Below are 14,441 nucleotides of genomic sequence, written 5' to 3'. Positions count from 1 at the left end.
CGTGCCTTTTGAATTCGGCCTCGTGTCGCCTGAGTTTGGCCAACATTGTCCTATCCTTTTAATGCCCCTTCCATCATTCCTTTAACAATCCAGCGCTGGAAAATTGCGTAGATAATCATGACCGGAATAATAGCAATAGAAAGGCCGGCAAACAAAGCACCCCAGGCGTTTGTGTACTGCGCTTCTCTGTTCATTAAATCCATTGCTAACCCGAGCGTATAATTCCCATCTGTTTGTAGGAAAATCAACGCCATAAAATACTCATTCCAGAACGTAACAGCATTCATGATCGAAACGGTAATAATCCCAGTCGTTAATAATGGCGTAACCACTTTTAATAGAATGCCATATTGTGACATACCATCAATTGCGGCTGCTTCCTCCAATTCTTTAGGAATGCTGCTCATAAAGCTAGTCAAAATAAATATGCTGAAAGGAATTTGTGTTACTGCATAAACAAGTGACAAAGCCCATAAGTTATCTAGCATATTAAATTTTAATAGAAGGAAAAACAATGGAATCCATCCTAGTACCATCGGAATCATCATTGCAGATAAATATGTATTAAATAATATTTTACTAGACCGAAATTTGATTCGTTCAATTGCATATGAGGTTGGTATAGCAAATACTAGACACAACGCCGTACCGAGCACAGTTACAAATAAACTGTTCATAAAACTGGATCCGATGTTATAATCCGTCCATGCTGTGACAAAGTTGCCAAAGTTGAATGTTTCTGGCAATGCCCATGGTGATGCAAAAATTTCCCCATTTGATTTAAACGCTCCCAAGAACATCCATACAATTGGGTACAGAACAACCAGCGACCATACTATTAATGGAATACGAATAACAGTTTTCATTAATAGTCTACTAATTCTCTGAGTCATGTTTTCCCCCCTAATATTCAACCTTATCTCTTCTTAACAAGAATTGTAGTACCAGTATTGTAGCCAAAGACAAGATTAAAATCATTACACCAATCGTAGCTCCGTAACCGAAATTATATTCGGTAAATGCTTCTTGGTATAGGTATGAACCCATTACTTGCGTGGCATTGTTTGGGCCACCTCTTGTCATGATTTGTACGATAATAAAGGAGCCATTTAATGTTGTAATAACAATATACAAAATGGATGTCTTAATTTGTGGCCAAACGAGTGGAACCGTTATCCGCCAAAACTGTTGCCAGTTACTAGCACCATCAATGTCTGCCGCTTCATACATACTCTTAGGAATATTTGCGATTCCACCCATTAGTAAGAGCATAAATAAACCAATTCCTGCCCAAACGGATGGCAGTACAAGTGCAGGTAACGCCCAATCAAGATCCCCTAACCATGGCCTCGTCCAGCTTTCCAGTCCGATAGCTCTTAGTCCTGAATTGATTAAACCTAAATCAGGGTTAAAGATAAATGTCCATAATATACCAATAACAACAACAGACATGATATTCGGGAAAAAGAAAATAATACGATAAAAAGGCGATTCTTTAAGTCTCAGCTGTGTAAGTGCAACTGCAAAATATGTAGCTAAAATCATGATTCCGAACACCTTAGCAAAAACTAAAAAATAATCATGCCATATTGCTTTAGGTATGATTGGATCGCTAAATAATGTCATGTAATTCTCAAAGCCGATAAATTCCTTCTCTCCGCCAGCTCCAGACCATTCAAAGAAAGATAAATAAAGACCGTTGAGTAAAGGATAAATCGTAAATATCCCAAATACTAGCAAGGTTGGGAGCAAACAAAACAAGAGAAACCTAACTTTTTTACCTTTGGACTGAACCATTCGGGTCCCTCCATCCTTTTTTAAAAAATAAATTATTAGAAAAAGATGTAAAGGCAGGAACCTGCCTTTACATCCCTGATTTCTAGCTAAACAATTTAATTCCTATTAACCGCGATAATCCGCAGCCGCTGCTTCTGCTCGCTTACAAAATTCTTCAGCATCAATTTCTCCAAGCATTAACGCAACTAGTGCATCACTAATCGGTGTTTCCAAATCAGCACTCATTGGATGAGGCTTATGGTGAATAGATACTTGTTCTGGATCATTAATCATTTCGTTTGCATCTTTCAAGTATGCAGGTACATTTTCATTGCTCGCGATATCGACGCCTTTCATATTCATCAAGGCTCCGGTTAACTCAGCAAATTTAGAAGCGTACTCCTTTTGGTAAGCAAATTCTACAAAGGCTTTTGCAGCTTCAGGGTTTTTCGCATCTTTAGCGATTGCCAAAGGACGTAAATCTGGAACAACTACCATTGGTTCCCCTGCCTCGTTCATTGGTGAAGGAATGAAACCAAATTCAAAATCATCTGGAACATCCTTTGCCATCTCATTCGGTAACCAGAAACCTACTGGAATATAAGCATTTTTACCAAGTATGAAGTTCATTTGTGACTGTGTATGGCTTAGTGCTGCAAAACCAGGGTCAATATATCCTGCTTCTTGCATTTTTTGAACCTTTTTCATCACTTCCAAAACAGGTTCACTTGTCCATGCACCTTCTTCACCATTGATAACAGAAGCTAATAATTCATCTCCGCCGACAGATGCAAATGCAGGGTACAATACACCTCTTAAGAAGTAATATGGATATTGACCAGTTGTTGTAAATGGAGCAATTCCTTCTTCTTCCTTAATTTTACCCATTGAAGTCATCCAGCTATCAAAGTCGCTTGGAACTTCGTAGCCGCCTTCTTCAAACATCTTTTTATCGTACCATGTTCCCCATGTATCAAAAACAAGTGGTAAACTAAAAATCTTTCCATCATAATCGCTAGGCGGTACAATGAAACTGTCCATTAATGGTGTTCCATCCTCAAGTTTTATCGTTTCAACCCATTCGGTAAGATCCATTAATTGCTCATCTTCTACCATTTGTGTTTCACTTGATCCTGCTCCATCAATGTAAACCACATCAGGTGGATTACCAGAGATCCAACGGGTTTTCATTTCTTCATTTATATTTGGTCCAGCATGTTCAACAACTTCAACATCAGGATATTTTTCTTTATAGCCTGCGATTACTTCTTTCCACCAGGCATCCCCATACCCACCGACAAAATACTGAATTTCAAGTTTGCCAGAAATTTCTCCATCACTGCTGGCATTATTACCTTCTGACTCACCTCCGCTTTCTTCCTCGTTGTTACAACCAACAACGAAAGCAAGCATAAAAATGGCCATAAGTACCAACAAACCAGGACCTTTAAATAACCTTTTCAAGTTGTTCTCCCCCTTTTATTTACTAAAATTATATGAAACACACTAACAGTTAATGAAACTATTAATGGCACTTCTAAAATTAGGATTGATTCTTATTCAAATAGTCAATCGCTTTTCTAACATAACCATTACTTTGCTGTATAGCATATTTTGCCTTTTCATACGTTGTGTCACACTCTAGCATAACAATTGCTGGTTTAACTTCCTTATTTGTCAATGTAAGTGCGTATTCTGCTTCTTCATATGTAACATTGGTGACTTCCATAATTGTATGTTTTGCTCTTTCTAGCAATTTATAATTACTTGCATGTACGTCGACCATCAGGTTTTCATAGACTTTACCAAGCTTCACCATTGTGGTTGTACTAATCATATTCAGAATCATTTTGTGTGCAGTGGCTGCTTTCATTCTAGTAGACCCTGTTAAAACTTCAGGTCCAACCACCACCTCTATTTCACAATCAGCATATCGACTAATTAGTGCATTTTCGTTACAAGACAATCCCACCGTGTATGCGCCAATCGAGTGTGCGAACTTTAAAGCTCCTATTGGATAGGGTGTTCGCCCGCTTGCTGTAATTCCAATTACCACATCATGTTTTGTAAGGTTTCTCTCTTTTAAATCTGCTGCCCCTTGACGTTCATCATCCTCAGATCCTTCAACTGCATTTACAAACGCGCCCATTCCACCTGCCATAACCGTCTGCACCATTTCTGGCGAGGTCATAAATGTAGGAGGACATTCAGATGCATCAATGACCCCAAGTCTTCCACTTGTTCCTGCACCGACGTAAAATAGTCTTCCACCTTTTGATAATGCTTGATAAATTTGTTCAATCGCATTTTCAACTTTTGGTAAAGCATCCGCAACAGCTTCTGCAACCTTTTTATCTTCCTGGTTAATTGTTTTTAAAATATCGATAGTTGACAGTTGATCTAGTTCCATACTATTTTCATTTCGTTTTTCTGTTGTTAAAGCAGATAATTTCATTGGCATATGTATCTCCTTAAAATTAACTTGATGATTAAGCGCTTTCAAAGAACTTTTCAAAATAATTTCAATCTTGTGAAGTCGTTTTTATTATAATCGTGTTGAATTATTTTGTCAATAAGCCATTCCGTTTTTAGTAATAATATTTCAGTGGTTATAAAGTTAAAACCAATTATAATTTTTTACTTACTTTTTTGAAGAATCCCCCCTAAAAAATGAGATTGCTTCTCTTGTTTCGTCCAGATGTCTCACTGTTTCATCATACTCTTCAGACGCTAAACACATAAATAAAATATCAATCATATGAAGTTGCGCAATACGTGATGACGTGGCACCACTTCTGAAGGTAGCTTCTCTTGCCGCTGAAGTAAATAACTTTATATCCGAAAAATTTGTAACTGGTGTCTTTCCATATTTAGTTATGCTGATTGTTTGGACTCCTTTATGTTTGGCAAGCTCCAATAATTTAACTACTTCAGAAGTTTTTCCTGAGAAAGAAATACCAACAACTACATCTTCAGGGCCCTTATTTGCAATAGATGTTGCTGCCATATGGACATCTGATGAAGCTTGGGCTTGTTTATTAATCCGCTGAAATTTTTGTTCCGCATCTTTTGCAGCAATATGAGAAGCCCCAAATCCAACAAATAAAATAGACTTTGCGTTAGTTAATGTAGTTACAGCTTTTTTCAAATCTTCAACATTCATGATATCCACTGTTTCTTTTAATGTATGTATCGTGTTTGAGGTAACTTTTCCTATGATGTCTTTGTATGCTTCTTTAGGTTGTATGTCCCGATAACCTTTTACTACTTGATCCTGCAAATCACCTGTGACTCGAATCTTTAATTCCTGAAACCCACCAAAACCCAGTGATTTGCATAATCGAATTACTGCAGCGCTGCTGGTCTGGCTTTTCTCCCCCAACGCCATGGCAGTTAAATGGATTGATTCTTCTGGATTATTTAGTATATAGTGCGCAATTTTTTTCTCTGATGGAGGTAGACTATTCACCATTTCTTTTAAAATGACTAATCCCCCTTTAATGTGAGACACTAAAAATCACCTACTCTTCTTATTTATTTTCTTATAGCCATCTTTTATCATTGTGATCATTTTGTTATCTATACACGTATTCATAGATAGATATGCACCAATTAATGACCCACCTACTGGGGGAAATTCAGGGATAACAATGGAAAACTCCGTGTTATACCGTTTTAATTCTTTTTCGATCAATGGGGGAAGTATAGTTTTGTCAGAAAAAACACCACCACAAAGAACGAGCTGCACATTTTCTTTATTATCAAAAAGCTTCTTATGCAATGTTACTATACTAGATTTTAGTTCGTCTACTACATTTGCCACGATGTCTTGTGCAACAGCGTCATGTAGTTCATACGCTTTAAAGACAACCTGGCTAATAGGTGCAATTTTTTCCTTAGGCATTGAGGAGGCGTATAAATCACGAATTAATTCATGTCCATCCTTCACTTGAAAAAGGTCATAAAGCATTTCCAGTAAAATCGTATCTTTGCCACGTCCATCGAAGGCTTTAAGCGCTGCCACTATCCCCTGTTTACCGATGTCATAACCGCTACCTTCATCACCAAATAAATAACCCCATCCACCAACTCGGTCATGGATTAACTGATTATTAATTCCATATGTGATTGAACCTGTACCAGATATTTGAACAATGCCCGGCTCGCCAAACGTTCCTGAGTACAGTGCATTTATTGAGTCTGGATATACCTCTATTAAAGTGGTAGTAGGTAATAACCGAGTGAAAATCCGCTTAATTTTTTCTTGATTCTTCTTTTCACCAGCACCTGATATCCCTGCAAATAAATGTGCTACATTGGTGAATTGACCGGGCACTTGTTGGTTTAAATCATGTACTAGTGCTTCCAATGTTTGATAGAGTTCTTCTGTTGTTAATACATTTGGATTCGTCGGACCTCCAAATGTACTTGCTACAATAGTACCGTTCTCATCAGCCATCAATGCCTCGGTTTTCGTCCCTCCACCGTCAATCCCGATTACATATTCCATACATCTTCATCCTTAATTAATCATTTTTGTAGCGGTTATTCTTTATTCTATATAACTATATGTTAAGAAACAATTATTAATTTAAAATTTTATGTCACTATACATGTTCTTCTGATACTATCATATATATGGTTTGTTTTTTATTTATTGAAAAAATATGCTTGGAATTTTGGAAAAAGGAGGAGAAAAAATGTTTAAATCTATCACATCTTTTTTTGATAGAATTGTTCAACGGTATTTACCTGACGCATTTTTGTTTGCAATTATTTTAACATTTGTCGTCTTTTTACTAGGTATTGGTATTACGGGAAGCTCACCAGTTCAAATGATTGAGTACTGGGGCGGGGGCTTCTGGGATTTACTAGCTTTTGCAATGCAGATGTCCCTCATCGTTGTTACTGGTTATATTTTAGCTAGTACACCAATTGTTAAAAATCTGCTAATCAAAATCAGCAAACTTGCAAACACGCCGGGCCAGGCAATTTTATTGGTTACATTTGTCGCTGCTATTGCTTGTATAATAAATTATGGATTCGGTTTAGTTGTCGGAGCGCTTCTTGCTATTCATGTAGCTAAACGGGTTCCAACAGTGGACTATCGTCTATTAATGGCCAGTGCATATAGTGGTTTTCTTTTGTGGCATGGTGGTCTCTCAGGTTCCATCCCATTATTAATTGCAACACCTGGTCACTTTTTAGAAGATACAATGGGAGTTGTTCCTGTAACAGAAACGCTATTTAGCAGTTTCAATCTATTCATTGTGCTAGTATTACTGCTAACACTTCCACTATTGAACAGGTTTTTAATGAAATCAAGAGACACTTTGAATACTACCGACCCAGCATCCTGGCGACCAGATGATACAGAAGAAATAGATGAACATTCAACAGATTCATCAGAAAAACTAACACCTGCTGAACGTTTAGAAAACAGTCAAATTATCTCATTGCTAATCGGTGTCATGGGGTTTGCATTCATTATTTATCATTTTACGGCTAACGGACTTGATTTGAATATTAACATTGTCAACTTCATATTCCTTTTCCTGGGAATCATTTTTCACCGAACCCCACGCAGGTTTTTACATAGTGTAACCAATGCTGTTAAAAATGTCGGCGGAATTGTTATCCAGTTTCCATTTTATGCAGGAATCATGGGCATGATGGTTGCTTCAGGCCTTTCAGAACAAATGTCGTTGTGGTTTGTCAGTATTTCAACCGAATTTACTTTTCCATTATTCGCATTCATCAGTGCTGGTTTAGTGAATTTCTTCGTACCATCTGGTGGTGGGCAATGGGCGGTACAAGGGCCAATTATGATTCCCGCTGCACTCGAAATCGGAGTTGATACTGCCAAAACTGCAATGGCTGTTGCATGGGGTGATGCATGGACGAACATGATCCAACCGTTTTGGGCATTGCCATTATTAGCAATTGCTGGACTTAAGGTACGCGATATAATGGGCTTTTGCGTAATGATATTAATCTATAGCTTTATACCAATTTCCATTGGTCTATTGTTCTTCTAAATTACCATTAAAAAATAGCCCTCGCTAAACTTAACGGCGAGGACTATTTCTCTTTTTCACTTGTGCAACAATAATCCCAATTATGATTAACGTTGATCCCATCGTGATGCCAAGGGTGAATGTCTCACCCAAAATCAATCGACTAAACAACAGTCCAAAAATTGGAACAAGTAAGGTTGCTAATGTTGCAGTTACCATATCAATAATACTAAGAATGTAGAACCACACAGTGAAGCATAGTGCGGAAGCAAAAACGCCAGTAAATAAAATATAATAAATGCTATTTACATGTAGACTAAGTGGTTGACCCCATTCGATAAAAAGTGTCGCTACAATAATCCCTATCGTACCAAACAGCATTTGATAAGCAGATGACTGTAGTTTAGGCATATCTTGCAGTTTGAGTCGATAATAAACATTTGCAATTCCCCACGAAATCGCTGCTAGAATAATAAGCGATTCACCGATAATAACGTTGACGTTCTGACCGATCCAAATATCCCAACCAAGTATGGTTAAAAGACCGAGCATACCAATCAACAGTCCAGTTAATTTAGCAGGTGTGATTTTTTCACCAAGGTATTTTGCGGCAAAAAGACTACTCCAAAGCGGCATAGAATACAAAAGTACGGACGACTTCCCTGCGTCAACAAATCGCAAACCATACATTACAAGTAAAAAAACGACAGACGTCTGCAGTACACCTAATATGATTAAGTGCTTCCACATTGCCCTAGGTGGTACGCCCATTTTCGAAATCCAGACAATCAATAGTAGTGTTAGCGAACCGACCGCAAATCTAAATGCGGAAAACGTGAAGGGACCCATATAATTGAGTGATAGCTTCATGAGCACCCATGCATATCCCCAAATAATTGTAATCAAAAGAATCGTCAACCACACGGCCCATTTATGTTTTGTTAATAATGACAAGAAGGTTTTATCTTTATTCACTAGCTTTTCCATCCTTTGTTTAATGCTTTAAATCATTGTAAAAACTATAAAAAACAATACATAATACCTACATCTTTTGACACAGTTCTACAATGTTTCCCAAGTTTTTTGTGACTTTATTGGTATAGACTTTTATATTCAATCACCTTTATAGTGGAGATAAGCAAAAATTAACAGCTGGTGAGTGGTTTTCCCTCCCCGAAATTCATTCACCGTATGATTGATAATTTTTACCTTGACCTCCAGCTGGGAGTCGTCAAGGTCTTTTTTTGCTTTCCCAGGGTATCACGCAAGTAAGCAATCAGCAAAATTCGATGGTTTATCATCAACTTTAGCTAAAAGCACCAGCAACTTTACGCATTTCATCAGTATTTAGCGAGATACAGCCTATGTTTCACATGGTAGTCGACATTCTTGAGCAACTCCTAAATTGTAGGCGGGATCCCAAGACTTACCCCTACATCAATCTCAGACTTAACTCCTCCAAGCGCCTCGGCCAATGTTTGCCCGTGTTGCTTTGCGTACAAATCCCAAATGGCGCCCTCAATTCCAAAGACTAGGGAATGCAACTGATTCACCAAAACCACTGTGTTCTTCCGCATCAATCGCTTCAACGATAAAAAGCGGTTTATCTTGGACTGCTCCGAAGCTAGTTTGAAACGGGAATTTTAATCGCATGTTTAATTTATGTAAAATGATTTTTTTAATTGACATTGCCATAATCGTATCTCCAATTGATTCTTGAACAGTTTATTCGGTCATACTTTCAAGCTTCCTATTCAACTCTTCAACAAATTTCTGGCACCGTGCAAAGTCCTTTTCATCAGGCTCCAAATCAACCTTAATCCAGTCTGGCAAAACATCTGCACCCAGTTCGACAAAGCGTTCCCCCAACAACTCAATTGCACCACCAAATGTTTCTAAATAGAACGTATCACCGGAACCAAAAACACCGACCAATTTACCAGTTATATCAACATCTTCTAGCTCATCATAAAAATCCTCGACTTCATATGGCATCGCGCCATCGTCCCACGAGTACGTTCCGACCAAGACTGCATCATATTTATTAAATTCCTCCACATCTATTGCATCTGCATCAAATGTTTTCATGTTTATTTCATGATTATATTTTTGTAGCATTTCTGCGATGGCTACTGCTAACTCTTCCGTATTACCAGTTACACTCGCATAAAGCATTAGTATCCTACTCATATAATTTTACAGCTCCTTCTTCTATCTCTAGTTTAATTGATAGTCATAATTGTATTCAATTATTTAAGAAGGAAACTTTCTTATTATGTCATAAATGTGACATTATAGATTGATTTATATTTACATATCAAAAAAGGAAGCCACCATACATTGCTCCCTTCCTCGATTAGTTACGTTCGCTAGCTGAATCCCGAAAAACAATCGTATGTGGAATCATGATACGCTTAGCTGGTTCAGCCTTATTTATTGTTTTTTCGATTAGTGCCTTGGCCGATTGAACACCCAGGGTATGAATTTTGACATCAACCGTAGTGAGTGCTGGTCGGATAATTTCCGATAAATAGACATTATTAAAGCTAACAAGCGAAACATCGTCTGGTACAGAAAACCCAAATTCCTCTAGCATACTAAGCACACCAAAACTTATCAGATCATCACTAATAACAAGTCCTGTTGGCGGGGTATCAAGTGAAAATAAATGCTCAACCGCTTCTCGTCCACCAGATTTCAAAAACTCAGCATGAAACCTATAGTTTGCTGGAGCATCCAAGTCTGCTGCGAGCATGGCTGATTCATAACCTGATTCCCGATCAGAAGTCACAAATAATTCCTTGGAGCCACCGATGTAGGCAATTTTTTCATGTCCTAATTGGATGAGGTGTTCCGTGATTTCTTTACCCGCTGCAACGTTATCATTGTCGACGTATGTTATTTCGTTCATATATTCATACGGTTTCCCTACAATTACAAACGGAAATTCTTGATCACGTAAAAAGTGCATCAACCTGTCATTTGCACGTGAATACAACAGGATAACACCATCGACATAGCTCCCGTATACCATTCGTTGCGCTTCTTCAAAGATTTCATCCTCTGTTTCACCGGTTGATAAAAATAAAGAATATTGCATGTCGTGAATATAAGAACTAATTCCCCGTAAAATTTCAGGAAAGAACGGATTTTGCAATGCTTTATCTGCAGAAGATGGCATAATGACACCAATCGTTTTCGTAGATTTCCCCACGAGATTCCGTGCATTGACATTGGGATGGTAGCCTAGGCTTTTCATCGCTTTTCGCACGCGTTTTTTCGTTTCGATACTAATTCTCGGATTATCCGCAATTACTCTAGATACAGTGGAGGGCGACACTCCTGTTGCTTTTGCTACATCTTTAATTGTTACATTCAATTGTTCCACCCTCTACTATTTTTAATTTACTTTACAAAAGATATGGATGCTTTGTCACGAGCACCCTTACCATTTAGAAAAAGCTTTTGATCATCAGCTAGTCCGTGAACTCGTAACCCAATTGTACTATAAACCGGCACAAAGTCACCCTCTTGGTTTAAAATCGTGACATGAACAGCATTTTTTTCAGAGACGATTTCCACTTCCAGTTTCACATATGTTCCATTCTCATACGCAAATGTTTCTCCGTCATCATCATAATACGTAAAAACGTATTTTTCATCGTCTGTTCCTGCAAAAATATCCATCCATACATGTTGCGGCTTTTTATCGGCATTAGACGTCCACTCCGATTGCATAAGTGCTGTTCCTTTTTTCACAAAAATCGGAAGCTCAGCTAATTCTGCATGGATTAAATGGGTTTGATTTCCGCAATAAACCGTTCCATTATAAAAATCAACCCACTCACCTTCTGGCAAATATACTGCTCGATCGGTAACACTTGGAGCCAGAATTGGTGCGATTACAACGTTATCACCAATCATAAATTGATCGTTCAAGTTATATGTTTTAACATCGTTTGGAAACTCCATCAATAATGGACGCATTACAGGAAGTCCGGTGACACTTGCTTGGTAAAACCAGGAATACAATTGCGGCATCCATTCATAGCGCATTTGTATATACTTTTTCATAATTGCTTCGTTATCTGGGCCAAATTGCCAAGGTTCCTGATAATGCGTACCAATCGCAGAATGATTACGGAAATATGGTGTGAATGCACCAACCTGCATCCAACGTACCAATAGTTCTGCATTCGTATCATGCGCAAATCCACCAACATCTGGGCCTGTGAATGGAACACCTGATAACCCAAGGTTCATACACATTGGCAAGGACATTTGAAGATGCTCCCAGAAACTACGGTTATCCCCCGTCCAAACAGATGCATAGCGCTGAACACCAGCATACCCTGCACGCGTTAACAAAAATGGACGTTTTCCATGAAGCTGTTCTTTCATTCCTTCATAGGTAGCTTCTCCCATTAGAAGACCATATACATTATGGAGCTCGCGATGGGTTTTTGGCACGCCATCGTTCCCGTGCATAACAGCTACATCCATCGTTTTTGTTTCGTTAAATACAGCTGGTTCATTCATGTCATTCCATATACCTTCAATCCCTAAATCGGTATAAAAAGCGTGCTTTTCTCCCCACCATTTGCGCACTTTTTCATCCGTGAAATCAGGAAATGCACTCGAACCAGGCCAGACATCGCCAAAATATATTTCGCCTTCAATATATTTACAAAAATGATCGCCACGAACACCCTCTTGATAAGCCTCATACTCACTATCTTTTTTTACACCTGGGTCAACAATCGGAACAATCCGAATTCCCATCGCACGCAGATCTGCAATCATTTTCTTTGGATTTGGAAATTTTTCTTTATCAAACGTAAATACGCGGTAGCCGTTCATATAATGGATATCCAAATGAATCACATCAACTGGAATATCACGTGCCACGAAATTTTCTGCTAGTGCACGAACTTCCGCTTCTGACTCGTAGCTATATCTCGACTGATGATAACCGAGTGCCCACTTAGGTGGTATTGGCATCCTACCCGTTAAATGCGTGTATTGTGTCAATACGTTTTTCGGGCTCGGCCCAGCCATAACATAATAATCAAGCTGTCCGCCTTCTGCCATAAACGCGTAAGTATCTTCAGCTGATTTCATATCAAAAACAGTACGAAATGTATTATCAAAAAACACACCATGTGCGCGTCCTTCACGAAGGGTCATGAAATACGGAATAGACTCATACAACGGATCAGTTTCTGGGTTGTGTGGTGCATACACGTCCGTGTTCCACATCGTATATTTTTCACCGCGTTTATCCAGAAATCCAGACTTTTCTCCAAAACCATAAAAATGATCCGAGTCATTCATTTTTTTGTGGGCAATTACTTCACCAGAGACTTTATGCCCCATTCCACGTTCCCCTTCATCAAGAAGAACAGTTCCTTTAGCATCATAAACAGTCACACGAAACGGGGCTTGTTTTATTTCAAGGGTAAGTTGTTCAGTTTTCAACGTTGTCATTTCTTCGCCTATTATTTCCTCAACATGTACTAGCTCAGGTTTGGCAACAACTGTTTTGGATTCATCTAATGACGGTTCTTTAGTTGGATTCATGACAATTCGTGCAATTGATGGTGTGAAAAATTGGATAATTACGTGTCCGTGTTTACAAATAAACGTATAGTGGGATTCATTCTTTTTATAATCTACTACATGACCAATATCTCGAAATGCTTCTGCATTCGATTGTTTATCATTATCTGGGTGAATAGCAAAACTTGTATCCTCAAGCATTGGTGTTCCTCCTGTCGTTTATTTCCTTAGGTGTGTAAAGCTTAACCTTTCGTTGCACCACTTGTTAATCCAGAAATTAAATAACGTTGTAACAATAAAAATACAAGTGCAATTGGTATTGCAATTAAGATGGATCCAGCTGCAAACCGTGTAAAGTTCGTTGAAAATTGATCATTGATAAAATTGTATAGTCCGAGTGCTAATGTATAGTTTTCTGGACTTGTTAATACGATTCGTGGTAACAAGAAGTCCATAAATGGTGCCATAAAGTTAAACAAAGCAACAACTGCCAATATCGGTTTAGCAAGCGGCAGTATGATCGTCCAGAAAATTTTCAAATGACCTGCCCCATCAATTTTGGCAGCTTCATCCAATTCTTTTGGAATCGTATCAAGGTATCCTTTTACGAGCCACGCATTAAACGGTATTTGACCGCCAATATAAATCAACATTAAACCATATAATGAATCCGTTAATCCGATTGTATTTAACAAAATGTAAAGGGCAACCATTCCCATTAAGGCCGGGAACATTTGCAATAATAAGAACAAATATAATCCATATTTGCGTCCAAAAAATTGATAACGTGAAAACGCATAGGCAATCAGCGAGGTGATAATTACAGATAAAACCGAGTTTACAACCGCGACATATAAACTGTTCTTATACCACGTGACATAATCACTACCTGGATCTGTGAACAACCAAATATAATGTTCAAATGTTGGATTGTCTGGAAAAAGATTTGTAACAAGCATGTTCGAACCAGGGTTAACACTCATCATCAACGCCCAAAATAACGGATAACCAATGACGATAAACATTACCAAGAAAAATAGATAAATGAACGTTACTTCGATTTTAGATTTTGTTTTGGAATGCATCGCC

General features: G+C 38.2%; 13 protein-coding genes. 1 reads left to right on the top strand and 12 read right to left on the bottom strand.

Features of this window, described 5'->3' with window-relative positions; translation table 11 throughout:
* Positions 1-50: 50 nt before the first annotated feature.
* From CFK40_RS06415 to CFK40_RS06390, 6 genes are all read right to left on the bottom strand, one after another.
* Positions 51-893, bottom strand: coding sequence for a carbohydrate ABC transporter permease (locus CFK40_RS06415; protein ID WP_089531524.1), 843 nt, complete (start codon positions 891-893; stop codon positions 51-53).
* Positions 894-903: 10 nt separating this feature from the next.
* The gene (locus CFK40_RS06410) at positions 904-1,797 is read right to left on the bottom strand and encodes a carbohydrate ABC transporter permease (RefSeq protein WP_089531523.1); all 894 of its coding nucleotides are present in this window, start codon (positions 1,795-1,797) and stop codon (positions 904-906) included.
* A 105-nt stretch (positions 1,798-1,902) separates the two neighbouring features.
* Positions 1,903-3,240 carry an ABC transporter substrate-binding protein gene (locus tag CFK40_RS06405; protein ID WP_405196573.1) on the bottom strand — a complete coding sequence of 446 codons (1,338 nt, stop codon included), beginning with the start codon at positions 3,238-3,240 and terminating at the stop codon, positions 1,903-1,905.
* Between the two features lie 79 nt (positions 3,241-3,319).
* Complete coding sequence (gene murQ / locus CFK40_RS06400) at positions 3,320-4,231, bottom strand: N-acetylmuramic acid 6-phosphate etherase (RefSeq protein ID WP_089534308.1); 912 nt, start codon at positions 4,229-4,231, stop codon at positions 3,320-3,322.
* Positions 4,232-4,417: 186 nt separating this feature from the next.
* Positions 4,418-5,287, bottom strand: a complete 870-nt coding sequence (locus tag CFK40_RS06395) for a MurR/RpiR family transcriptional regulator (RefSeq protein WP_089531522.1) — start codon at positions 5,285-5,287, stop codon at positions 4,418-4,420.
* A gap of 6 nt (positions 5,288-5,293) precedes the next feature.
* On the bottom strand, positions 5,294-6,286 hold the full coding sequence (locus tag CFK40_RS06390) for an N-acetylglucosamine kinase (protein WP_089531521.1): 993 nt from the start codon (positions 6,284-6,286) through the stop codon (positions 5,294-5,296).
* Positions 6,287-6,476: 190 nt separating this feature from the next.
* On the opposite strand from CFK40_RS06390, the gene CFK40_RS06385 reads away from it, so the two are divergent.
* A complete protein-coding gene (locus CFK40_RS06385) occupies positions 6,477-7,814 on the top strand; it encodes a short-chain fatty acid transporter (protein ID WP_089531520.1) in 1,338 nt (445 codons plus the stop codon).
* A gap of 30 nt (positions 7,815-7,844) precedes the next feature.
* Here the strand turns inward: CFK40_RS06385 and CFK40_RS06380 are convergent, their stop codons facing one another.
* The 6 genes from CFK40_RS06380 to CFK40_RS06360 form a co-directional block, all read right to left on the bottom strand.
* Complete coding sequence (locus CFK40_RS06380) at positions 7,845-8,768, bottom strand: DMT family transporter (protein WP_227001880.1); 924 nt, start codon at positions 8,766-8,768, stop codon at positions 7,845-7,847.
* A gap of 543 nt (positions 8,769-9,311) precedes the next feature.
* Positions 9,312-9,488: a hypothetical protein gene (locus tag CFK40_RS20940; RefSeq protein ID WP_161493841.1), complete on the bottom strand. Its 177-nt coding sequence runs from the start codon at positions 9,486-9,488 to the stop codon at positions 9,312-9,314.
* Between the two features lie 30 nt (positions 9,489-9,518).
* Positions 9,519-9,983, bottom strand: coding sequence for a flavodoxin (locus tag CFK40_RS06375; RefSeq protein WP_089531518.1), 465 nt, complete (start codon positions 9,981-9,983; stop codon positions 9,519-9,521).
* Between the two features lie 166 nt (positions 9,984-10,149).
* A complete protein-coding gene (locus CFK40_RS06370; protein ID WP_089531517.1) occupies positions 10,150-11,172 on the bottom strand; it encodes a LacI family DNA-binding transcriptional regulator in 1,023 nt (340 codons plus the stop codon).
* 26 nt (positions 11,173-11,198) lie between these two features.
* On the bottom strand, positions 11,199-13,553 hold the full coding sequence (locus CFK40_RS06365; RefSeq protein ID WP_089531516.1) for a glycoside hydrolase family 31 protein: 2,355 nt from the start codon (positions 13,551-13,553) through the stop codon (positions 11,199-11,201).
* A gap of 41 nt (positions 13,554-13,594) precedes the next feature.
* A complete protein-coding gene (locus CFK40_RS06360; RefSeq protein WP_089534307.1) occupies positions 13,595-14,437 on the bottom strand; it encodes a sugar ABC transporter permease in 843 nt (280 codons plus the stop codon).
* Positions 14,438-14,441 lie beyond the last annotated feature (4 nt).

Source organism: Virgibacillus necropolis, from assembly GCF_002224365.1.
GTDB classification, from domain to species: Bacteria; Bacillota; Bacilli; order Bacillales; family Amphibacillaceae; genus Virgibacillus_F; species Virgibacillus_F necropolis.
This window is presented reverse-complemented; position numbering and strand designations above follow the sequence as displayed.

What these genes read in the sequence shown, in the direction of transcription:
- CFK40_RS06415 (WP_089531524.1), bottom strand. Translation starts at nt 893, where the DNA reads ATGACTCAGAGAATTAGTAGACTATTAATGAAAACTGTTATTCGTATT.
- CFK40_RS06410 (WP_089531523.1), bottom strand. Translation starts at nt 1,797, where the DNA reads ATGGTTCAGTCCAAAGGTAAAAAAGTTAGGTTTCTCTTGTTTTGTTTG.
- murQ (WP_089534308.1), bottom strand. Translation starts at nt 4,231, where the DNA reads ATGAAATTATCTGCTTTAACAACAGAAAAACGAAATGAAAATAGTATG.
- CFK40_RS06390 (WP_089531521.1), bottom strand. Translation starts at nt 6,286, where the DNA reads ATGGAATATGTAATCGGGATTGACGGTGGAGGGACGAAAACCGAGGCA.
- CFK40_RS06385 (WP_089531520.1), top strand. Translation starts at nt 6,477, where the DNA reads ATGTTTAAATCTATCACATCTTTTTTTGATAGAATTGTTCAACGGTAT.
- CFK40_RS20940 (WP_161493841.1), bottom strand. Translation starts at nt 9,488, where the DNA reads ATGGCAATGTCAATTAAAAAAATCATTTTACATAAATTAAACATGCGA.
- CFK40_RS06375 (WP_089531518.1), bottom strand. Translation starts at nt 9,983, where the DNA reads ATGAGTAGGATACTAATGCTTTATGCGAGTGTAACTGGTAATACGGAA.
- CFK40_RS06365 (WP_089531516.1), bottom strand. Translation starts at nt 13,553, where the DNA reads ATGCTTGAGGATACAAGTTTTGCTATTCACCCAGATAATGATAAACAA.
- CFK40_RS06360 (WP_089534307.1), bottom strand. Translation starts at nt 14,437, where the DNA reads ATGCATTCCAAAACAAAATCTAAAATCGAAGTAACGTTCATTTATCTA.